This window comes from Sporomusaceae bacterium, from assembly GCA_031460455.1.
Taxonomy (GTDB): Bacteria; Bacillota; Negativicutes; order Sporomusales; family UBA7701; genus Anaeroselena.
Map to the genome: position 1 here is coordinate 156,152 of JAVKTQ010000004.1, position 22,147 is coordinate 178,298.

A 22,147-nucleotide genomic window follows, 5' to 3' on the forward strand; every position below is an offset into this window, starting at 1 on the left:
AGACAAAGAGTCGCCGGCGGCGCCGCGCTTGCTAAAAGCTGATGGCGCCCCGGTCGAAGACATCCATGATGTGGGCTTTGATCGCCGCTTTGGCTTTTTCGGTGTCGCGCTCTTCGAGGATTTCCATGAGCAGCCGGTGGTCTTGGTATACCTGGTCCTGCTTGTGCTCGATCTGGGGATGGACGATGTTGATGAACCGCCGGACATGGCCGTTGAGCATCGCCCAGATGCGGTTGTAGGCTTCGATGCCGCTCCAGGCGACGATGGTACGGTGAAATTCGATGTCGAGGGCGGAGATGGCCGAGTAGTCGGCGTGGCTTTTCTGCTTCTCCCCCATGGCGTCGACGATGTCGTGGAGGGCGCCGAAGTCCTTTTTCGTCAGATTGGGCAGCGTTAGTTCGAGGGCCGTCGATTCGATGTAGGACCTGAGCAGGTGCATGTGGTACATTTCTTTGTTGTCGATGTCGGTGACGAAGGAGCCGGTGTATTTGACGGATTTGATGAGGCCTTCTTCCTCTAGCCCGCACAGCGCCTCGCGCACGGGTATCTGGCTGACCTTGAGTTCTCGGGCGATTTCCGTTTCCACGACCCGTTGCCCTGGCTGAAGCCTGTTTTCGATTATTTTGGCGCGGATAAATTGTTTGATCGTGTCTTTCAAGGGGTTGTTCTCTCCATAACTGCGATCTGTCTGGTTCATCGCCGACACTCCTAATAATATATAATTTCGTACATTATATATTATCAAGATAATTATATATATTCCTGAAGATTGTGTCAATGTCGCCGTTCGGGTCATAATATACAGTTTGACTGTTTAAAACCGCTTTGCTTGTCAAGGCGGTTTTATAGTGCGAAAAATCGCATTATTACGAACCACATCGTGAACTATCAGTGTCATCAGGCAAAACTCCGGCAGGAAGATATCGCCATTTTTGCGTATATCTTCCCAGATGTACCATACCGCAGCTGTCGCCGGAGGAGGCCGGACCCCACAGGCACAGGCACAGACGCGGCTTAATTATGCCGCCGGGGAGGGCGATCGACAAAGCTACGCGATACTATCCAACACAACGTCTAGAGGAGTGAGCCGATTTGCCATTTATCAACAACCTCGTGACAAAGTTTGAGCAGTACAGTCTGGTTTTCCTGATAACGGTTATGACTTTCCTGGGGTTGGCGCAGATTGTTAGCCGGTTCGTGATCCAGAGCCCGATACCCTGGACCGAGGCTCTGCTTACGTATATGTTCGTGTGGACGTGTTTCCTGGGGGCCAGCCTGGCGGTCGAACTGAACGCCCACTTCGGAGTGGAAATCTTCGTGGTGATGCTGCCCAAGCCGGTCCAGCGGGTCATGGAGATTGCGGTCTACCTCCTGATCATAACTTTTGCCGTGATAATGATCGTTAAGGGCATGATGTTCGTGGAAGGCAACGCCGACCAGGAGATGGCCGCGATGCCGTTCTCGATGATCTGGCCGTATCTGGCCATCCCGGTGAGCGGGTTGTTTATCGCCATCCACGCCCTGAATGCGATCTATTGCCTGGTCAGGGGGAGGAAATAGCATGGCGACGACGATTTTCCTGTCTTTCTTTTTGCTGCTTTTCTGCAGGGTGCCGGTGTCGTTCAGCCTGGCGCTGTCGTCGGTACTGGCGCTTGTGCTCAACACAACCATGGATACGGCGGTGATCATCCAGCGGATGTATACGGCGGCCGAATCTTTTTCCCTGGTGGCAGTTCCTTTCTTTATCCTGGCGGGCGGCCTGATGGAGAATGGCGGCATCTCCCGCCGCCTGGTGAAGTTCGCGACCGCCCTGGTCGGCCATATCCGCGGCGGCCTGGCGATGGTGAGCGTGGTGGCTTCGATGTTCTTCGCCGGCGTGTCCGGCTCGACGGCCGCCGACACCGCGGCGGTGGGCAGCATCCTTATCCCGGCGATGGAGAAACGCAACTACGGCAAGGATATGGCGACGAGCGTCGTGGCCTGCGCCGGCGCGATCGGCATCATTATCCCGCCCAGCATCCCGATGGTCATTCTCGGCGTGACGGCCGGCATCTCGATCGGCGGCCTGTTCCTGGGCGGCTTCATCCCCGGCATCCTCGTCGGTTTCGCCCTGATGCTCACAAGTTATATCTTCGCCAAGAAGCGCGATCTGCCGGCGGAAATCCGTCCGACGGGCGGCGAGCTGTGGGTGAGCTTCAAGGATTCCATCCTGGCGATCATGACGGCGGTCATTATCCTCGGCGGCATCCTGTCGGGCGTCTTTACCGCCACCGAGGCGTCGGTGGTCGCCGCGGTGTACGCTTTCATCGTCGGGTTTTTCATCTATAAGGAGCTCAAGCTGTGCGACCTGCCACGCATCATCGCGCAGACGGGGGTGACAACCGGCGTCGTGGTGCTGTGTGTCGCCACAGCTTCGGCCTTCGGCTGGATACTGGCCGCCGAGCGCATTCCGGCGCTGCTGGCGGAGTTCGTGTTCTCGATCTCCACCAACCCGTTCGTGGTGCTGCTGCTGGTCAACGCGCTGATGCTGTTCATGGGGATGATCCTCGATGTCGCCCCGATCATCATTATCCTTATCCCGATCGTCTTCCCGATCATCATGAAGCTGGGGATCGACCCCATCCACTTCGGGGTGATGACGATCGTCAATATGGCGATCGGCCAGTGCACGCCGCCGGTCGGCGTGGCGCTGTTCGTGGCCACCGGCATCTCGAAGATATCGCTGGGGTCGATGCTGAACACCTATTATCGCTTCATCGGCGCCATGATCCTGGTACTGGTTCTCATCACGCTTGTGCCCGACCTGATCACCTTCATCCCGAGGCTGGTCATGGGCGGCAAATTATAGGGCCCGGTTGAAAACGGCCTACTGGCGGAGGTGGTAGGGAGAGAAGTGATTTCCTTATTTTTCTTTTATTAAAATATCTAGGAGGGAAAAAACAGTGAACAAGAAGTTTACGGTCATCCTGGCGATTGTCATCGCCCTGAGCCTGGTTTTGACGGCCTGCGGCGGCGGGCAGAAAGCCGCTGCGCCGGAGAAGAAGGCGGAAAAGCAGGTCCTGAAGCTGTCGTCCGTGCTGCCGGAAGCGCATCCCACCCACAAGTCGATGCTGTTCTTCGCCGAAAAGGTGAAGGAAAAAACCAAAGGCCAGATCGAAATCCAGGTGTTCCCCAGCAGCCAGCTGGGCGAACAGCGCGACGCCCTCGAGGGCATGAAGATGGGTACCCTCGATATGGGCCTGACTTCCTGCGGTCCTCTCGGCCAGTTCGTGCCGACGATCGACGTTCTCAACCTGCCGTTCATGTTTAAGAGCCCGGCTCATCAGTATAAGGTCCTCGACGGCAAGCCCGGCGAGCAGTTGATCGCCGATATCAACAAAGCCGGCTTCGTGTTCCTGTTCTGGGCCGATTCGGGTTCGCGCAGCGTCATCAATAACAAGCGCCCGATCAACACCCCCGACGACCTCAAGGGCGTGAAGATCCGCGTTATGAACAGCCAGCTGATGGTCAATACGCTGAACAACATGGGCGCGATCGCCACCCCGATGGGCCAGGGCGAAGTGTACAGCGCGCTGCAGCAGGGCGTTATCGACGGCTGGGAGAACAGCCCGACCACGCTCTATACTCTCAAATTGTACGAGGTTTCCAAGTATTTCTCCTGGACCCGCCATTTCAGCACCCCGGACGCCATCCTGATCAGCAAGAAGGTCTTCGACAAGCTGACTCCCGAGCAGCAGAAGATTTTCCTCGAAGTCGGCAAGGAGACGACCGCCAAGTCCCGCGAGCTGTGGACCGCGGACGAGAAGAAGGTTGTCGAGGAGCTTGTCAAGAAGGGCGTGCTCTTCAACGAGGTCAAGGACGTGCAGCCGTTCATCGAAAAGGTCAAGCCGGTGTGGAAGGCTTACACCGACAAGCACGGCACCGCGCTGGTCGACGCCATCCAGAACACGAAATAGACACGGTATATACTGAGAGAACCGCCCTGGGGCGGTTCTCTTTTTTGTTGGTGCGGGAACACTATGATGGGAATATCCTCCGCTTGCCGCCTTCTTGATTTTTTATAGATATAATAATATAATGTCTATGTATTCAATAGATGTTACTGCGAGGTGTTTGGTATGAACGATGTTTCGGAGCTTTTCTGGCAGGCGTCGGCGGCGGAGGTGAAGCAGGGGTATCGCTACGACGAGGCTGGCGGCGTATATATTTGCCTCATCTGCGGCCGGACGTTCGCGGATGGCGAGGTTTTCGCCCACGGGGAGAGGCTGTACGAGGCGAGGAAGTATGTGGCGGTCCATATCGCCGCGAGCCACCGGTCGGTTTTCGATTTCCTCCTCGGCCTGGATAAGAAGCTGACCGGTCTGACCGAGCACCAGAAGGCGCTCCTGGAGCTTTTTTACGCCGGGAAAAGCGACGCCGCGGTGGCGAAGGAGCTGGGCGCAGGCAGCATGTCGACGGTCCGCAACCACCGCTTCGCGCTCAGGGAGAGGCAGAAGCAGGCCAAGGTGTTTTTGGCGATTATGGAGCTTTTGGCCGAGCGGACGCCGAAAAAGACCAGCTTCATCGACCTGCCGCTGAACACGCGGAATGTCGACGAGCGGTTCGCGATCACGGCGGCGGAGAACGAGAAGATTCTCGCCGCCTGCCTCCCGGACGGCCCCGACGGCCCGTTGGCGCATTTCCCCGCCAAGGAGAAGAAGCGGCTGGCGGTTCTCAGGCATATCGTGAAGTATTTCGACCCGGCCGCGACGTATGCCGAGCAGGAGGTCAACGCGGTGCTGAAGCGGTTTTACGGCGATTACGCGCTGCTGCGCCGGTACCTGGTGGATTACGGCTTTATGGACCGGACGGTGGACGGCGGCAAGTACTGGCTCAGACCATAGGACAAGGAGATGGATAATATGGACAGACGCAAGGAATTGAAACTGGCATATAAGGAGACGCCCCGCCCGATGGGGGTGTATGTTATCAGGAACAACGCCACCGGCAGGGTGCTGGTAGGCGCGAGCATGAATCTGCCGGCGGCCTTCAATTCCCAGAGCTTCCAGCTGAAGATGAAGGTTAACCGCTGCAAGGAGCTGCAGGAAGACTGGGACCGCTACGGGAACGACGCGTTCGCGTTCGAGGTGCTGGAGCAGATCGACGCGGCGAAGGTGCCGCAGGAGGAGTGGCGCAAGGCGGTGGCGGCGCTGGAGGACAAGTGGCTGGCGAAGCTGCAGCCGTATGAGGATAAAGGTTATAACGCGCGCCGCAAGGAAAAGGCGGCGCGGTGAAAAGTAGGCGGCCCGGCTGCGGGGAACGCAGGCTATGCGCCGGAGCTGCGGCCGAACGCGCCGTACGGCTTGGGCCGACACAGCCGTACCGTCGCCAACTGTCGTCCATGACAGATGGCTCCTCGCCCGTCCGTCCATGGACGGGCGTACGTTCGTGTTACCGGCCTGCTGCGCCAACGGCGCGTAACGGCCTCCGCAACGGCGCTTACGCCTGTGTTCCCCTCAGCCTCCGGCGCAGAGAATAAGAAAAGGACCTGCCTTCCAGTATAGGGAGAGCAGGTCCTTTCGGTTTTGCGGCAAGCAGCAGAGGGCGCTTATTGGCGGTCTGTTATTTTGGCACAAACAAGGCCATACGGGGTTTGTTTATCTCTTTCGCGAGGTCTTCGACGCGGCCGTGTTTCATGCAGGCCGACATGCAGGTCTGGACGCAGGCGGGTTTCATGCCTTTGGCGGTGCGGCCGGCGCACAGGATGCACAGCTCGGTGGGGAACGGCAGGTAGGCGAGGTAGGCTTTGTCGTTCGGGAGCTGCTGGATCATCTCGGTGACGCGCATGCCGCCCATGCCGGCCGGCCAGTCGTATTCCTGGGCGCAGGCTATTTCGCAGGCGTGGCAGCCGGTGCAGTATTCGTAGTCGATCAGGAGGCCGTAGCCGGTGTTTTTTCTGGCCATCACGCTTCATCTCCTCTGACTTTGTAGACTTTGCAGAGCATGTGCTTGATCGGCGAGCCGAGGCCGTCCTGACCGACGGCGTTCATGGGGATGAGGGTGTTGATGTTGGAGCGGAAGGTGCCGCACAGGTCGGGGGCGGCGGTTTTCTCCTCCGGGAACCACCAGCCGTGAGCGGCCATTACCATCCATTCGGGGACTTCGAGGGTGACTTTGGCTTTGAGCTTGCATTTGCCCAGCCAGTTTTCGACCCACACCCATTCGCCGTTGCCGATGCCGAGTTCGCCGGCTTTTTTGGGGTGGATCTCGACGACGGGATCGGGGTCGAGGGCCCTGAGCCAGGGGATGTTGCGGTGTTCGGAGATGAAGAAGGCGGCGGAGCGCCGGCCGGTGCAGAGGATGAGCGGGTATTCGGCGGCGAGGTCAGGGCGGCTGACGGGGGTGAAGGGCGGCTCTTCGTAGTGGGCTACCGGCTCTAAGCCCCATTCTTCGCGGAGGGTGGAGTGGAGCTCGAATTTGCCGGAGGGGGTGCGGAAGCCGGGTTTCCCGTCGGCGCGCAGCAGGCCTTTTTCGTAGCGGCGGTAGGGGGCGCTGGGGTGGCCTTCGGGCGGGAAGGCCCAGCCTTTTTCCTGCAGCTGCTCGAAGGTCATGCCGGAGTTCAGCAGGATTTCGTCGAAAAGTTCGTGGACGGTGTTCCATTTGAATTCGGGGTCGAGACGCCGGGCGAGTTCGAAGTTGATCTCGACGTCGGATTTGCATTCGGCGACGTCGATGGCTTTGTTGATGGTCTGGAGCGGTATCCACCAGGAGCGGACGCCTTCTTTTTCGAGGAAGGAGGCCGCCGGCAGGATGATGTCGGCAAGCTGGGCGGTGGGGGTCATGAAGAGGTCGACGACGGCAACGAAGTCGAGCTTTTCGAGGGCCTTCTGCCATTTGCGGGGGTCCATGCCGATGCCGGACAGCGGGTTGGTGGTCTGGAGCCACATGCCTTTGACGGGGTAGGGGTCGCCGGTGAAGATCTGGTCGATGACGAGGTCGGTGTGGGCCCGCCAGATGAATTTGCCGAGGGGGCCGTATTTGTCGGCGCCGATGCGCTTTTTGTCCTGCTCGGCGGATTTGAGCTTGATGGCGCCTTTGGCGCCCGGCAGGGCGTAGGCGACGGCGTCGAAGGCGTAGCGGGAGATAACGTTGCCGCCGGGGATGTCGAGGTTGCCGGTTATGGCCCACAGGTCGGCGATGGCCTGGGTGGTGGGGGTGATGGCGGGGGTCATGTCGATGGGTTCGCCCCAGTGGATGGCGGCCGGCTTGCTGGTGGCGTAGAGGCGGGCGGCGGCGCGGATGTCGTCGGCGGGAACGAGGGTGATTTCGGCGACTTTGTCGAGGGGATATTCGGCGACTTTGCGGAGGAAGGTGTCCCATACGGTGGTGCAGACGACGGTTTGCCCGTCGGCGAGTGTTATCCGGTATTCGCCGGCGAGCGCCGGACGGACGCCGGCGGTTTTGTAGGCGACGGCGGCGGTGTCCCAGACGGCCGGTTTGCCGGCGGCGGCGTCCCAGACGACGAAGTCGGCGGCGTTGCCGCCGCCGGGCAGGTCGCCGGCGCGGAGGAGCTTGCCGGTGTCGGCGCGGACGAGGTGGGGAGCGTTGGTCCAGTCGGCGACGAAGCGTTCGTCATAGAGTTTTTCGTTGACGATGACGTTGAGGAAACCCATGGCGAGGGCGCCGTCGGTGCCGGGCCTGAGCTGGAGCCATTTTTCGGCCCGGGAGGCGAAGAAGGTGAGCCGCGGGTCGATGCAGATGATTTTGGTGCCCTGCTTCATGAGGTCGGTGATCCAGTGGCCGAAGACGTTGTCGGGGCAGGTGGAGGGGATGTTGTAGCCCCAGACGACGATGCATTCGGGCCTGGTGTAGCGCGGGTCTTCGTAGCGCTCGGGGAACCACTGCGAGGCGTCGAGGATGCAGTAGTCGCCCTGGACGGTGGCTACGGCGGCGATACGCGGGCTGTAGCAGGCCAGGCCGCTGAGGGCGAACATGACGTTGGGGCTGCCGTAGGCGTAGGCGAGCATGCAGATCCAGGCGCCGATGTCGCGGCCGGTGCCCATTGAGAAGATGACGCTTTCGGGGCCGTATTCGTCTCTGATCTTGACGAGTTTTTCCTCGACATAGGCGAAGGCTTCTTCCCAGGATATCTCCTGCCATTTGCCCTCGCCCCTCTCCCCCACCCTTTTGAGCGGGCGGGTGATGCGGTCGGGGTGGTAGACGTATTTGGTCATCGCCAGGCAGCGGGCGCATATCCGCCCCTGGTTCCAGGGGTGGTTGGGGTCGCCTTCGACTTTGACCAGTCTGCCGTCCTCGATGTGGGCGAGCACGCCGCAGCCGCCGTGGCAGCCGGGGCCGGCCGACCAGGCAGTGGTGGCGACGATTTGGCGTTCTTTTTTGGCCATGGTATTTCATCTCCTCCCCTCAGGGACTGCGCCCCGAGCAACAAGCGTAACGATAATGGCTCTTAACGGAATTTACTGTCATTCTAACGTCAATTGGTTAATTTGTCCAGTTCTGTTTTCAGGGGAAACACTTCCGTCCGCCCGTTCGCGCGGGAACAATGCGGGAACGCGCCGCTATTGACTTGCCGGGGCGGCATGTAATAAGTTTATAGGGAAGACAGCGTCGCAAGGGGGCGGTTTTGCATATGAAGAGCATCAATTGGGGTATTATGTCGACCGGAACGATCGCGAAGAAGTTCGCTGGCACCATTTCGCGTCTGACCGACACGGGCAAGGTGCTGGCGGTGGCGTCGCGCAGCATGGCGACGGCGAAGGTGTTCGCCACGGAGCACGGGGCGCCGCGGGCGTACGGCGATTACGGCGAGCTGGTCCGCGACGCGGATATCGATGTTGTGTATGTGGCGACGCCGCATTCGCACCACTACGAGAACGCGCGGTTGTGCCTGGAGCACGGCAAGCATGTGTTGTGCGAGAAGTCGTTTACGGTGAACGCCGCCCAGGCGGCCGAGCTCATCGCGCTGGCGCGGGAGAAGCGGCTTTTCATCATGGAGGCGTTCTGGACGAAGTTTCTGCCGGCGTACGGGCTGCTGGCCGGGGAGCTGGCCGGCGGAGCGATCGGCGCGGTGACCCATTTCCGGGCCCAGTACGGGTTCGCGCCTACGGGGGCCCGCTATGTGCGCAAGTTCGACCCGGCGCTGGCCGGCGGGGCGCTGCTGGATATCGGCGTGTACGCGCTGGGGGTGGCGGCGATGGTGCTGGGGTACCGGCCGGCGACGCTCCACGCGAAGGCAATCATGGGCGAGTACGGGACGGATATGTTCGACAGCATTATGCTGGAATACGAAGGCGGGGCGACGGCCCATCTGGTAACGACGATCGGCAGCGTTATCCCGACCGAGGCGGCGATTTTCGGGACAGAGGGCCGCATCGTGCTGCCGGAGTTCACGGCGCTGCAGGAGTTTACGGTGGTGAACGGCGGCGGAGAGCGGACGGTTAAGGCGCCTTTTGAGGCGAACGGGTTCGAGTACCAGATACGGGAGACGGAGCGCTGCCTGCGGGCGGGGCTGACCGAGAGCCCGGTGATGACGCACGAGCAGACGCTGGCGGTGATGGGTATGATGGATACGGTCCGCGCCCAATGGGGGCTGCGGTACCCAGGAGAGGAATAGGAAAAAAGGCTGCGTTTTTAGCAGCCTTTTTTCTTTGTGGGAGGGGCTTATGCTATTATAGTTTTTTGTGGGAGAGGCTTATTGCTATTATAGTTTTTCGACAATGGTGGCGACGCCCTGGCCGCCGCCGATGCAGAGGGTGGCGAGGCCGCGTTTGGCGCCGCGCGCTTCCATGGCGTGAAGGAGGGTGACGAGGATGCGGGCGCCGCTGGCGCCGATGGGGTGGCCGAGGGCGGTGGCGCCGCCGTTGACGTTGACTTTTTCCTTCTGGAAGCCGAGTTCTTTGCCGACGGCCAGAAACTGGGCGGCAAAGGCTTCGTTGGCTTCGATGAGGTCGATGTCGCCGATGGTGAGGCCGGCTTTGGCTAAAGCCTTACGGGTGGCGGGGACGGGGCCCATGCCCATGACGGAGGGATCGACGCCGCCCGAGCCGTAGCCGACGATTTTGGCGAGCGGCTTGATGCCGAGGGCTTTGGCTTTGTCGGCGCTCATGACGACGAGGGCGGCCGCGCCGTCGTTGATGCCGGAAGCGTTGCCGGCGGTGACGGTGCCGTCTTTTTTGAAGGCGGGTTTTAGCTTGCCGAGCGTCTCGGCGGTGGTGCCGGCTTTGGGGAATTCGTCGGTGTCGAAGACGGTGTCGCCCTTCTTGCCTTTGATGGTGACGGGGACGATTTCTTTTTTGAAGGCACCGCTTTGGATGGCCTTGACGGCTTTATCCTGGGATTCGAAGGCGAGCTGGTCCTGCATTTCGCGGGTGATACCGTACTGGGCGGCGACGTTTTCGGCGGTGATGCCCATGTGGTAGTCGTTGAAGGCGCACCACAGGCCGTCCTGGATCATGACGTCGACGATTTTGTCGTTGCCCATGCGGTAGCCCCAGCGGGCTTTGCTGGACAGGAGGTACGGGGCCTGGGACATGCTTTCCATACCGCCGGCGAGGATGATGTCGGCGTCGCCGCAGGCGATGGCCTGGGCGGCGAGGTTGACGGTCTTGAGGCCGGAACCGCAGACTTTGTTGACGGTGAAGGAGGGGATTTCGGCCGGGAGGCCGGCTTTGATAGCCGCCTGGCGGGCGGGGTTTTGGCCGAGTCCGGCCTGGAGGACGTTGCCGAAGATGAGCTCGTCGACAGCCTCGGCTTTTACGCCGGCGCGGGCCAGCGCTTCCTTGACGACGATGGCGCCCATTTCGGAGGCGGACAGGGAGGCCAGCGTGCCGTTGAAGTTGCCGATAGCAGTGCGGGCGGCGCTGGCGATGACGATGTCGCGCATACGGAACCCTTCTTTCAGTTTTGGTTTTTTAGAATATCATCAACCCGAGGGCGATGATGATGCCGCTCCAGATGAGGGTCATGACGCAGTAGCCCATGATGTCGCGGACGCCGAGTTTGGCGATCCCCAGGAGGGGCAGCGCCCAGAAGGGCTGGATCATGTTGGTCCACTGGTCGCCGTAGGCGATGCTCATGGCGACTTTGGCCGGGTCGACGCCGAGGGCCGCGCCGGCCGGGATGTTGATGGGGCCCTGCACGATCCACTGGCCGCCGCCGGAGGGCACGAAGAAGTTGATGACGCCGCCGGCGATGAAGGTGAACAGCGGGAAGGTGAAGGGGGTGGAGAAGGAGATGAACCACTTGGCGATGATGGCGGCCAGGCCGGAGGAAACCATGATGCCCTGGATGCCGCCGTAAAGCGGGAACTGGAGGGCGATGCCGCCGGCTCCCTTTATGGCTTCGTTCATCGCCCGGACGTAGTTGATGGGTGTCATGTGGAGGATGACGCCGGCGACGAAGAAGATGCAGATTACGATGTTGAGGGACAGGTCGAAGCCCTTTGTGGCGAAGTAATAGACGAGGTAGATGACACCCATGGCGCCGAACAGCATGTTGATGACGACGCTGTTTTCCAGCATGGTCGCGAAGGTCTGCTTGGCGGGCGCGGCCGGCTCTTCAGGCTCGGCGAGCAGCTCGGGGTCGACGGTCCTGATGTCTTCGGGTTTGGGGGCCATCATTTTGAAGAGGAGCGGCAGGGTGATGATGATCGCCCAGGTGATGATGAGGTTCGAGGGAGAGAAGATGGTGCTGGTGACGGGGATGATGCCGGTCAGTTTTTCCACGAGATGGCCTTTGCTGGCCACGGCGAGGGGGATGGAGCCGGAGATGCCGCCGTGCCAGATGACGAAGCCGGAGTAACCGGCGGCGACGACAAAGCTGTAGTCGGTGCCTGCCACCCGGCGGGCTAGTTCGCGGGCCAGCAGGGCGCCGACGACCAGGCCGAAGCCCCAGTTGAGGAAGCTGGCCACGCCGACGACGAAGCAGTTGAGCATGGCGGCCTGGGTGCCGTTTTTGGGGATGGCGGCCAGCGTGCTCAGGAAGGCTTTCACCGGTTTGCTGCTGGCGAGGGCGTGACCGGTGACGAGGATGAGGATCATCTGCATGGCGAAGGCGATGATGCCGTACAGGCCGTTGCCCCACATCATGATGAGATCGATGAAGCCTTTGCCGGTGAGGGCGAAAGCCATGATGAAGGCCACGAAGGTGAGGATGATAGCGAACAAGTAGGCGTCGGGGAGGTACTTCTGGACGAGAACGACGAAGAAGTTGGCCATTCTGTTAAGCATTGGGGTCCTCCTTTTTATTTTTTTGGGGAGCTCATATCTGCGGCCGGGACACAGTCCTCCCTTTTCGTGCGTGATGTCGCGGAGGGTCGGCTTCGGGGATGACGACCAGAGGAAGGGCGCGTGTCCGGCGAGATTTATGCGACATCACATAGTTTTCAGCGCGGGGCTGACGGTAAGCTTGGCTTCGGTTTTGGCGATGACGTCCGCGGCGCTGACGCCGGGGGCGGTCTCTTCGAGGACGAGGCCGGCCGGGGTGACGCGGATGACGCCGAGCTCGGTGACGATGAGGGTGACGACGCCTTTGCCGGTGAGCGGCAGGTTGCAGTTTTTCAGGATTTTGGGGCTGCCGTCTTTGGCGGTGTGCTCCATGGCGGCGATGACTTTTTTGGCGCCGACGACGAGGTCCATGGCGCCGCCCATGCCAGGCACCATTTTGCCGGGGACCATCCAGTTGGCGAGGTTGCCCTGTTCGTCGACCTGGAGGGCGCCGAGGACGGTGGCGTCGACGTGGCCGCCGCGGATGAGGCTGAAGGACATGAGGCTGTCGAAGGTGGCGCCGCCGGGGATGATGCCCGCGGGCGCGCCGCCGGCGTTTGTGAGGTCGGGGTCGGTTTCGGCGACCGGACCGAGGCCGACAAAGCCGTTTTCGGACTGGAGGACGATCGAGACGTCCGCAGGCAGGTAGTTGGGGACGAGGGTCGGCAGGCCGATGCCGAGGTTGACGAGTTCCCCGTCCTTGAGTTCGCGCGCGACGCGGCGGGCGATGGTTTCCTTGGCGCTAGCCATTGACGGCCACCCCTTTCCCTTGAACGATGATGTCGACGACGACGCCGGGAACGGTGACTTCATCGGGGTCGATCGCCCCTGTTTCGACGATTTGCTCGACTTCGGCGATAACGGTGCCGGCGGCGAGGGCCATGAGCGGGTTGAAGTTCTTGGCGCTGCGCCGGAGAACGAGGTTGCCGGCCTTGTCGGCCTTGTGGGCCTTGAGGAGGGCGACGTCGGCGCGGAGGGGCAACTCGACGAGGTATTCGCGGCCGGCGAGTGTTAATTTTTGTTTACCTTCTTCGACAACGGTGCCGACGCCGGTGGGGGTGAGGATGCCGCCGAGGCCGGCGCCGCCGGCGCGGATCTGTTCGGCGAGCGTGCCCTGGGGCGTGAGGACGACGTCGAGTTCGCCGGCGATCATCTGGCGACCGGTTTCGGGGTTGGTGCCGATGTGGGAGACGATGGCTTTTTTGAGCTGGCGGGTTACCACCAGTTTACCGATGCCAACTTCCGGCATGGCGGTGTCGTTGGCGATAACGGTGAGGTCTTTGACGCCTTTGGCGACGAGGGCGTCGATGATGGCTGCAGGCGTACCGACGCCCAGGAAGCCGCCAATCATTACGGTGGCCCCGTCTTTGACGGCCGCAACCGCCTCAGCGAGTGGTCGTACTTTGTTCAATTCGCTTCCTCCTTGTTTGAAGAATTAGTTCTGCCGTATAAAAACGCAAAAACCGTGCCAAAAAATAAATTTTCGGCACGGCGGGCTATGAAGGGGGTTCCCCCGCTTCGGCGGGAGAAAAGTATGGGGTTGTCGGCAAAGAAACGCCTATTTTTTGCGCGGCCGGGCGACTAATGTTTGCGCATCATTCTTCGTTTTCGGCGGCGAGGTTGTATTCGGCTATTTTGTACTGAAGGGCCCGCCGGCTCATGTCGAGGTCGCGGGCGGTTTTCATGCGGTTGCCTTTGTTGCGCTGCAGCGCGTCGCGAATGATTACGCTTTCGGTTTCCTTGATGATGTCGCGCAGGCTTTCGCCGTGCCAGGGGGAGGCCCCTTGGGCGGCGCGGCGCTCGTGGGCGTCGGGGCGGAGCTGGGCCGGCAGGTCTTCGGGGAAGATCATCCGGCCGGTGCTCATTATCACCGCCCGCTCGACGACGTTGGACAGTTCGCGGATGTTGCCCGGCCAGCGGTACACCGCCAGCAGGGCCATGGCTTCGGGGTCGAAGTCGTCGAGGTCGCGGCCCGCTTCCTGGGCGAATTTCTGCAGGAAGAGGCGCGCCAGCAGGGGGATGTCCTCCCGCCGGTCCCGAAGCGGCGGAATTTCGACAGTGACGACCGCGAGGCGGTAGTAGAGGTCTTGCCGGAATTCGCCCCGCTCGACGAGCTCGGGCAGGGAACGGTTGGTGGCGGCGACGACGCGCATGTCGGTCTTGACGGTCTGGCTGCCGCCCACGCGCTCGAATTCGCGCTCCTGCAGCACTCTGAGCAGCTTGACCTGGACGGACATAGGCATTTCGCCGATCTCGTCGAGCAGCAGGGTGCCTTTGTCGGCGAGCTCGAAGCGGCCGATGCGGCGGGAGGCGGCGCTGGTGAACGCCCCTTTCTCGTGACCGAACAGCTCGCTTTCGAGCAGCGTTTCCGGCAGGGCGCTGCAGTTGACTTTGATGAGCGGCCCGCCGGCCCGCAGGCTGTTAAAGTGGATGGTGTTGACCATCAGTTCCTTGCCGGTGCCGCTTTCGCCGGTGATGAGCACGGTGGCCTGGGTGGGGGCGACGCGGGCGACGGTGTCGTAGACCTTGCGCATGGCGGGCGAGTTGGTGATGACCCTGTCGAGGCTGAAGTGGGCCGACAGCTCCTGGCGGAGGAGGTTGGCCTCCTGGGCGAGCTGCCTGTTTTCGACGGCCCGCCGCAGCATTATCTTCAGTTCGTCGATGTTGAAGGGTTTGATGATGTAGTCGTAGGCCCCGGCTTTCATGGCCTCGACGGCTTTGTCGACGGTGGCGAAGGCGGTCATGAGGATGACGGCGGCGCCGAACTGCTCCTGGCGCATGGCCCGGAAGGCGGTCATGCCGTCCATCCTGGGCATGCGGATATCCATGAGGATGACGTCGGGCTGCTCGCGGCGGCCGATTTCCAGGGCGGCTTTGCCGTCTTCGGCGGTGAGAACTTCGTAGCCTTCGCTGCGGAGCACGACGTCGAGCATCGCCCGGACGCTTTCTTCGTCGTCGGCAACGAGTATTCTGCCTGTCTGCATCTACTATTCCCCCTGTCGGTGGGCCAGCGGTACGAGGATGCGGATGACCGCCCCGCCGGCGGGGTTGTCCTCGATGAGGATGCGCCCCCCGCGGGCGGCGACGATGCGCTGCACGACCGCCAGGCCGAGTCCGGTGCCTGTCTGTTTTGTGGTGAAGAAGGGGTCGAACACTTTCTCGCGGATGGCGGCCGGGATGCCCGGCCCGGTGTCGGCGAAGCGGACTTCGATTTCGTCCGTTTCCCGCAGGTGGCGGGCGCTGACCTTGATCGTCCCTTCGTGGTCCATTGCCTGGAGTGAGTTGAGGAGGAGGTTGAGGAATACCTGTTTGAACTGCTCGCCGTCGATGCTGACGAGCGGCAGCCCTTCTTCGATGAAGGTGTCGAACACGATGCCGTGGCTCTTGGCCTGGCTCTGCAGGAGGATGAGGGTGTCCTGGAGCACTTTGGCGAGGTCGGTGGGGACGGCTTTTTCCTGGCAGGGCCGGGAGAAGTAGAGCAGTGTTTCGATTATTCTGTTCATGCGGTCGACTTCGCGCATGAGCATCGGCAGGTAGGTGGCCCGCTCTTCTTCGCTGCCGGCGGTCTGGAAGTACTGGAGGAAGCCTTTGATGCTGGTGAGGGGGTTGCGGATTTCGTGGGCGACGCCGGCCATGAGCTCGCCGAGGGTGGCCAGGCGGTCGGCGCGGCTGACCTGCTCTTCGAGGCGCTTGCGCTCGGTGAGGTCTTCGAAGACGACGACGGCGCCGAGGATTTTGCCGTTGATGTCGCGCAGCATGGAGGTGGAGACGCTGATCCAGAGTCTGCCGTGCCTGATGGGGTATTCGATTTTGCTGGCGATATAGGGCTCGCCGGTGCGGAGGGTGGCGAGGAGGCGGCTGTTGAAGTCGGTGTCCTGGGAGAAGAGGTCTTCGTAGTATCTGCCGATAACCTCGGGGGCGGCAAAGCCGGTCATGGTCTCGGCGGCGCGGTTGAAGGCGGTGATCTTGCCTTCGGTGTCGACGGCAATTATGCCGTCAGCCATGCTTTCCATGATGTTTTCGCTCAGTGTCCGCGCGTCGCCGAGGGCGGCGGCCATTTCGTTGATGGTGGCCGCGACTTCGCCCATTTCCCCGGTGACGCCGGTGATGGGCTGGCGGAGGTTGAAGCGCAGCTGCCTGAGCCCCTGGATGACGGTCTGGACGTCTTTGATCATGCTGCCGGTGAGGCTGAGGATGAGGAAGATGCTGAGCAGCAGGCCGGCGGTCATGGAGACGGTCAGTCCCCTGTCCATGGCCGCGATCTGGGTCTGGATGTCGTCGGTGAGTTCGTTGACCCAGATGTAGCCGATGACCTGCCCCTCGCGGTAGACGGGGCGCATGGCGTTCATGATGTTGCCGCGCACCAGGGTGCCGGATTCGACCCGGAACTCGTTGTCGGCCATGACGGTGCGCCCGGGGTGGTCTTTTTCGATCGACCAGCCGACGGTGTGGCCGAAGCTCTTGGACGGGCCGTAGGTGACGATGGCGTCAAGGTCCCGTGAGTAGAAGCCGGCTCCGAGGCCGGGGGCGGATGCGGCGATTTCGTCGGTGGCGCCGGCAAGCTCGCGGTTGAGGATGGCGATCTGTTCCTCGCGGGACGCGCCGGTGGCCCGGTGGCGCCTAAGGATGCCGGCGAATCCGTCGGGGCCGAGCCGCGAGTCGAGGATGTAGCTTACCGCGGCCAGTTTGCTTTTTTTCTCTTCGAGCAGCGATTGCTCGGCACTCTGCTTCATGGCGAAGCCGGCGACGAGGATGGGTATGTTTACGATGAGCAGCGAGAGCACGATAAGGCGGCCCCGCCAGCTTTTAAACCATTGTCTCCACATATCGGCACTCCGTTTTATGGCTGTGTTCATGTGCGCATCACGACCATCCGCGAATAATAGTAGCAAGTTTCGTTCCAAGCTGTTTGTTATCTTCGCCGCGCGACCGGATAACCCTGCGGGAGAGGGACCGGCAGAAAAAGGAACCACCGCCGGCGGGCGGTGGTTTAGTTTTTATAAGGAGAGAATCACATAGGCCGCAGCTATCGAGGCGACGACGGACGGCACCAGGCTGCCGCCGCAGAAGGAGACGGCGGCGGCGACGGCGATCGCGGCCAGCGTGGCCGGCATCATGCCGGGGGCGCTTTCGGCGATGCCTCTGATTATCAGCGCGCCGAGGGCGGCGTAGGGGATGCAGCGCAGGAAGCGACGCAGCAGGGGGTGCAGCGGCCGCTGGGCGAGGGCGGCGAGCGGCAGCAGGCGCGGCAGGTAGGTGACGAGCATCATGCCGAGGATGAGGGGCAGGTATTCGGTCATATTTCCTCCTCCCCGCCACCGTCGCCGAGCACCGCCAGGCCGGCGGCGGCGGCGGCGATTATGGCGGCGATGAGGCTCCAGCCGGAGGACAGCGGCGTAAAGCGGGTGAAGAGCAGGTACAGCAGGCCGGCCAGCAGGACGATGACGAGGGCGCCGGCGCGTTTTTTGAGCTCGGGGACGAGGATGGCGGCGAAGAGCGCGTACAGGCCGATGCCGAGGCTGCTCTGGACGGCCGCCGGCAACACCTGGCCGACGAGGTAGCCGGCGACGGTGCCGCCGAACCAGGCGACGTAGGCGGCGCCGTTGAGGCCGAGGAGGTAGCGTGCGGTGAGTTTGCCGGCCTTGAGCGAGGCGACGGAGAAGGTTTCGTCGGTGACGCCGAAGGCGATGAGCGGCACCAGTCCGCGGCGCACGCCTTGCAGGCGGGCGGCCAGGGCGGCGCTCATCATCATGTGGCGGAGGTTGAGGAGGAAGGTGGCGAGGACGATGTCGGCGGCGGCGATGCCGGCCTTGATGAGGTCGAGGGCCATGAACTGGCTGGCGCCGGCGAAGACGACGAGGGAAAAGAGGCCGGCGTCGGCGAGGGTGACGCCGACCGTTTTGGCGAGCAGGCCGAACGCCATCGCCACCGGGAAATAGCCGACCATGATCGGGATGCCGTCGGCCGCGCCTTGCCGGAAGCCCGGTTCTTTTTCCTGTACCATCGCCAACCCTCCCGCCTGCCTGTTATTGCTAAAATAATGTAATAAGGGTATTATAGCGCAGCGGCGGGCAAAATAAAAGGTCAGGGGCCGGCGGGCCGCGGTATTTGTTTGACGCGCGGGGCAAGTTGTGGTATCTTTAATTAGTATGTCGGAATAACAAGCCGCCTTTATCGGACGGCTTTTGCTTTTTACTGGCAGCGCGGATTTTTTACGCAGGAGGCGATGTTTGCGATGATAAGCACAAACGGCCTGAGTCTCGGCTTCGGGAAACGGATATTGTTCAAGGATGTGAATATAAAGTTTACCCCCGGCAATTGTTACGGCCTGATCGGCGCTAACGGCACGGGGAAGTCGACTTTTCTGAAGATCCTCGCCGGCGAGATCGAGCCGACGAGCGGCACGGTGGATATAACGCCCGGCGAACGGCTGGCGGTGCTGCGGCAGAACCACTACGAGTTCGACGAATTCGAGGCGCTGAAGACGGTCATCATGGGCCACGCCAGGCTGTACGCGATTATGGAGGAGAAGGATGCGCTGTACGCCAAGCCCGATTTCTCGGACGAGGACGGCGTGAAGGTGGCGGAGCTGGAGGGCGAGTTCGCTGAGCTGAACGGCTGGGACGCCGAGACCGAGGCGGCGAAGCTGCTGAACGGTCTGGGTATCCCGGAGGAGCTTCACAGTCAGAAGATGGGCGAGCTGAGCGGCAATGAGAAGGTGCGGGTGCTGCTGGCGCAGGCGCTGTTCGGCAACCCCGACATCCTGCTGCTCGACGAGCCGACCAACCATCTCAATACCGAGGCTATCCGCTGGCTGGAGGATTTCCTGTACAGTTTCCCCAACACGGTGATCGTGGTTTCCCACGACCGTCACTTCCTCAATCAGGTGTGCACCCATATCGCCGATATCGATTTCGGCAAGATCCAGTTATTTGTCGGCAACTACGATTTCTGGCTGGAGTCGAGCGAGTTGGCGTTGAAGCTCGCCAGGGAGGCGAACCGCAAGACCGAGGAGAAGATGAAGGAGCTGCAGAGCTTTATTCAGCGGTTCAGCGCCAACGCGTCGAAGTCGCGGCAGGCGACGTCGCGTAAGAAGCTGCTGGAGAAGCTGACGCTCGAGGATATCAAGCCGTCGTCGCGCAAGTATCCTTTTATCGCTTTCAAGCCCGACCGCGAGGCGGGCGACCAGTTGCTGTCGATCGAGGGGCTGGCGAAGAGCATTGACGGCGAGAAGGTGCTGGACGACTTCACCCTGCGGATGGAGAAGGGCGATAAGATCGCGTTCGTGGGCGAGAACGGCCTCGCCAAAACGACGCTGTTTAAAATCCTCATGGGCGAGACGGAGGCTGACAGCGGCGAGTTCAAGTGGGGCGTGACGACTTCGCAGGCCTATTTCCCGAAGGACAACGGGGCTTTCTTCGACGGGTGCGAGCTTAGCCTCGTCGACTGGCTGCGGCAGTTTTCCCGCGACCAGGAGGAGACTTATATCAGGGGGTTCCTCGGCAGGATGCTTTTTTCGGGCGAGGAGAGCCTGAAGGAGGCGAATGTGCTGTCGGGGGGCGAGAAGGTGCGGTGCATGCTCGCCAAGATGATGCTGAGCGGCGCGAATGTGCTGATTTTCGACGAGCCGACCAACCATCTCGATCTGGAGTCGATCACGGCGCTCAATAACGGGCTGATCGCTTTCGGCGGCACTATCCTGTTCGCTTCCCACGACCACCAGTTCGTGCAGACGGTGGCCAACCGGATTGTGGAGATAACGCCGGCCGGGATTATCGACCGGCGGACGACGTACGACGAGTACCTGGAGCAAAGGAGCGCGCTGCGGCCCGGCTGACGCCGTTTTTGCCAGGGGCCTGCCGCTTATCTTTGTCGCAGGTTCCTTTGTTGGTGGTTTTTGCGGTATGTCCGCGGGGAGAACGAGGCATAATAGAAAAGTATGGCCGGATTAGGTGCGTCTGTACGGCCAGAAGATGAGGAGCTGCCCGCTATATGAGGGAAAGGTTCGCAGGTATTTTGGGGCTGGGTTCGTATGTGCCGGAGAAGGTCGTGACCAACCGGGACCTTGAACGGTTGGTGGATACGACAGACGAGTGGATAACGGAGCGCACCGGCATCCGCGAGCGACGCATCGCCGGCGAAGGGGAAACGACGTCGGCTATGGCGACGCGGGCTGCCGAGCGGGCGCTGGCGGATGCCGGCGTGGGCGCGGAGGAGCTCGACCTTATAATTGTCGCCACGGTGACGCCTGATATGATTTTCCCGTCGACGGCCTGCCTGGTGCAGGCCAACCTGAAGGCGAAGCGGGCCGCCGCCTTCGATCTGACGGCGGTCTGCTCGGGGTTCGTGTACGGTCTGGTCGTGGGCGGCGAGCTGATTAGGTCGGGGATGTACCGCAAGGTGCTGGTGATCGGCGCGGAGACGCTGTCGCGGATAACCGATCCGGCCGACCGCAATACGCTGATTGTGTTCGCCGACGGGGCGGGGGCCGCAGTGCTGGGCGAAACCGCCCCCGGTTATGGGATCGTCGGCGCGGATTTGGGGGCCGACGGCACGGGCGGCGAGCTGCTGAAGGTGCCGGCCGGCGGGTCGCGGCAGCCGGCCACGGCGGCGACGGTGGCCGGACGCCTGCATTATATCCAGATGAACGGCAAGGAAGTGTTCAAGTTCGCGGTGAAAATAATGGGCGATTCGGCGCTGAAGGCGCTCGCCGGGGCGAACGTGGCGCCGGCGGAGGTCGCCTTGCTGGTACCCCACCAGGCGAACATCCGCATTATCCAGTCGGCGGCCAAGCGCCTGGCGATGCCGATGGAGAAGGTGTATGTGAATGTGGACCGGTACGGCAACACTTCGGCGGCGTCGGTGCCGCTCGCGCTCGATGAGGCGGTGAAGGCCGGCCGGGTGAAGAACGGCGATGTCGTCGTGCTGGTGGGCTTCGGCGGCGGGCTGACGTGGGCGTCGTGCGCCGTGAGGTGGCTGAAGGATTGAAGAAGCGCTGAAAAGGCGCCGGCAGCATTAGCTCCGGCGCCTTTTCGCGTGTGCGGCGTCCACAGGGGCAGGATATTTGTCGTATCCCGGCGAAGGAAGGAATGTCGAACAGGAAAAAGTTTTCAGGACTGATTCGGCAGAGAGTGGTGGTTGACGGCATGACCTTTTTTGCGCTTGCGGCTACTTTCGCCCCCTGGCTTGTGCTGAAGTTCCTGATGCTGGTGCCCCTTTTCCCGCCCCTTACGATGCTGAAGATTTCGATCACGGTCGCGACGGCGATCGCCGTCTACCAGACCCGCCAGGGCGTCCACCGGGGACTGATGGCCTGGGGAACGCTGCTGTTTTTTGCCTTTTGCCTGGTGACGGTTGTGTTGATGACCAATATGTGGGTCATCCATCATCTGGGGGTGCTCGCCAACGGCAAGCTGACGCTGATGACCTGGCTGTCGATGCTGGTGAAACGGCCGTTCACGCTGGCGTACGCCAGGGAGAAGGTCGATCCGCAATACTGGTACCACCCGCAGTTTCTGCGGGTGAACTATATTATCACCGGCGCGTGGGCGGTGGCTTTCAGTTTCAATCTGCTCAATTCCGTCGCGGCTCTTTACGGGATCGATATGACTTGGTGGGAGCACGAGCTGATCGACAACGGCGCGACGCTGGCGGCGATCTGGATTACGATGCATTATTCGAAGCCGCGGCCGGCCGTCCAGGCGCCGCCGGCGACGAACGGATAAGCGAGCCGGGAACCGATATTCCTGCCGTACGGACGGCAGGAATTTTTTTGCCGCTGCGGGCCAAATGCCGCGGAAGCTTGCAGTCGGACGCAAAACCGGGTATAATTTTTAGGCATGTGAATGATATTCGCGTCAGCTATGAGCGCAGAGGTATCTGCG

20 protein-coding genes are annotated in these 22,147 nt (G+C 61.6%); 9 read left to right on the forward strand and 11 right to left on the reverse strand.

Annotated elements, in window-relative coordinates:
• Nucleotides 1-31 precede the first annotated feature (31 nt).
• Complete coding sequence (locus tag RIN56_08775) at nt 32-697, reverse strand: GntR family transcriptional regulator (protein MDR7866903.1); 666 nt, start codon at nt 695-697, stop codon at nt 32-34.
• Between the two features lie 395 nt (nt 698-1,092).
• Here RIN56_08775 and RIN56_08780 point away from each other — a divergent pair, with 395 nt between their 5' ends.
• The 5 genes from RIN56_08780 (at nt 1,093) to RIN56_08800 (ending at nt 5,273) form a co-directional block, all read left to right on the forward strand.
• A complete protein-coding gene (locus RIN56_08780; GenBank protein MDR7866904.1) occupies nt 1,093-1,560 on the forward strand; it encodes a TRAP transporter small permease in 468 nt (155 codons plus the stop codon).
• A gap of 1 nt (nt 1,561) precedes the next feature.
• Complete coding sequence (locus RIN56_08785; protein MDR7866905.1) at nt 1,562-2,848, forward strand: TRAP transporter large permease; 1,287 nt, start codon at nt 1,562-1,564, stop codon at nt 2,846-2,848.
• A 94-nt stretch (nt 2,849-2,942) separates the two neighbouring features.
• Complete coding sequence (locus RIN56_08790) at nt 2,943-3,956, forward strand: TRAP transporter substrate-binding protein (protein MDR7866906.1); 1,014 nt, start codon at nt 2,943-2,945, stop codon at nt 3,954-3,956.
• A 162-nt stretch (nt 3,957-4,118) separates the two neighbouring features.
• A complete protein-coding gene (locus RIN56_08795; protein MDR7866907.1) occupies nt 4,119-4,883 on the forward strand; it encodes a DUF2087 domain-containing protein in 765 nt (254 codons plus the stop codon).
• An 18-nt stretch (nt 4,884-4,901) separates the two neighbouring features.
• On the forward strand, nt 4,902-5,273 hold the full coding sequence (locus RIN56_08800; GenBank protein ID MDR7866908.1) for a GIY-YIG nuclease family protein: 372 nt from the start codon (nt 4,902-4,904) through the stop codon (nt 5,271-5,273).
• A gap of 328 nt (nt 5,274-5,601) precedes the next feature.
• Here the strand turns inward: RIN56_08800 and RIN56_08805 are convergent, their stop codons facing one another.
• Together RIN56_08805 and RIN56_08810 are read right to left on the reverse strand one after the other, a co-directional pair.
• Complete coding sequence (locus RIN56_08805; GenBank protein MDR7866909.1) at nt 5,602-5,943, reverse strand: hypothetical protein; 342 nt, start codon at nt 5,941-5,943, stop codon at nt 5,602-5,604.
• Nucleotides 5,943-8,384: a molybdopterin-dependent oxidoreductase gene (locus RIN56_08810; protein ID MDR7866910.1), complete on the reverse strand. Its 2,442-nt coding sequence runs from the start codon at nt 8,382-8,384 to the stop codon at nt 5,943-5,945. The genes RIN56_08805 and RIN56_08810 overlap by 1 nt, the downstream gene beginning before the upstream one ends.
• Nucleotides 8,385-8,629: 245 nt before the next feature.
• Here RIN56_08810 and RIN56_08815 point away from each other — a divergent pair, with 245 nt between their 5' ends.
• A complete protein-coding gene (locus tag RIN56_08815; GenBank protein ID MDR7866911.1) occupies nt 8,630-9,613 on the forward strand; it encodes a Gfo/Idh/MocA family oxidoreductase in 984 nt (327 codons plus the stop codon).
• Between the two features lie 87 nt (nt 9,614-9,700).
• Here RIN56_08815 and RIN56_08820 read toward each other — a convergent pair whose 3' ends face one another.
• The 8 genes from RIN56_08820 to RIN56_08855 form a co-directional block, all read right to left on the reverse strand.
• Nucleotides 9,701-10,882, reverse strand: a complete 1,182-nt coding sequence (locus RIN56_08820) for an acetyl-CoA C-acetyltransferase (protein MDR7866912.1) — start codon at nt 10,880-10,882, stop codon at nt 9,701-9,703.
• 28 nt (nt 10,883-10,910) lie between these two features.
• Entirely contained in the window at nt 10,911-12,227 is a 1,317-nt protein-coding gene (locus tag RIN56_08825; protein MDR7866913.1) for a TIGR00366 family protein, read from the reverse strand.
• A 144-nt stretch (nt 12,228-12,371) separates the two neighbouring features.
• Nucleotides 12,372-13,013 (reverse strand): 3-oxoacid CoA-transferase subunit B, encoded by a 642-nt coding sequence (locus tag RIN56_08830; GenBank protein ID MDR7866914.1) that lies wholly within the window; start codon nt 13,011-13,013, stop codon nt 12,372-12,374.
• Nucleotides 13,006-13,674: an acetate CoA-transferase subunit alpha gene (gene atoD, locus RIN56_08835; GenBank protein ID MDR7866915.1), complete on the reverse strand. Its 669-nt coding sequence runs from the start codon at nt 13,672-13,674 to the stop codon at nt 13,006-13,008. The genes RIN56_08830 and atoD overlap by 8 nt, the downstream gene beginning before the upstream one ends.
• A gap of 184 nt (nt 13,675-13,858) precedes the next feature.
• Nucleotides 13,859-15,247, reverse strand: coding sequence for a sigma 54-interacting transcriptional regulator (locus RIN56_08840; protein ID MDR7866916.1), 1,389 nt, complete (start codon nt 15,245-15,247; stop codon nt 13,859-13,861).
• Nucleotides 15,248-15,250: 3 nt separating this feature from the next.
• Nucleotides 15,251-17,089: a two-component system sensor histidine kinase AtoS gene (gene atoS, locus RIN56_08845; protein MDR7866917.1), complete on the reverse strand. Its 1,839-nt coding sequence runs from the start codon at nt 17,087-17,089 to the stop codon at nt 15,251-15,253.
• Nucleotides 17,090-17,260: 171 nt separating this feature from the next.
• Nucleotides 17,261-17,563 (reverse strand): AzlD domain-containing protein, encoded by a 303-nt coding sequence (locus tag RIN56_08850; GenBank protein MDR7866918.1) that lies wholly within the window; start codon nt 17,561-17,563, stop codon nt 17,261-17,263.
• Nucleotides 17,560-18,267 carry an AzlC family ABC transporter permease gene (locus RIN56_08855; GenBank protein MDR7866919.1) on the reverse strand — a complete coding sequence of 236 codons (708 nt, stop codon included), beginning with the start codon at nt 18,265-18,267 and terminating at the stop codon, nt 17,560-17,562. Before RIN56_08855 ends, RIN56_08850 begins: the two co-directional genes overlap by 4 nt.
• A 231-nt stretch (nt 18,268-18,498) precedes the next feature.
• Between RIN56_08855 and RIN56_08860 the strand changes: the two genes are divergently transcribed.
• The 3 genes from RIN56_08860 to RIN56_08870 all read left to right on the forward strand — a co-directional run bounded on the left by RIN56_08860 (nt 18,499) and on the right by RIN56_08870 (nt 21,988).
• Nucleotides 18,499-20,100 (forward strand): ATP-binding cassette domain-containing protein, encoded by a 1,602-nt coding sequence (locus tag RIN56_08860; protein ID MDR7866920.1) that lies wholly within the window; start codon nt 18,499-18,501, stop codon nt 20,098-20,100.
• 155 nt (nt 20,101-20,255) lie between these two features.
• Nucleotides 20,256-21,251: a beta-ketoacyl-ACP synthase III gene (locus RIN56_08865; GenBank protein MDR7866921.1), complete on the forward strand. Its 996-nt coding sequence runs from the start codon at nt 20,256-20,258 to the stop codon at nt 21,249-21,251.
• A gap of 158 nt (nt 21,252-21,409) precedes the next feature.
• A complete protein-coding gene (locus tag RIN56_08870; GenBank protein ID MDR7866922.1) occupies nt 21,410-21,988 on the forward strand; it encodes a hypothetical protein in 579 nt (192 codons plus the stop codon).
• Nucleotides 21,989-22,147: the final 159 nt, after the last annotated feature.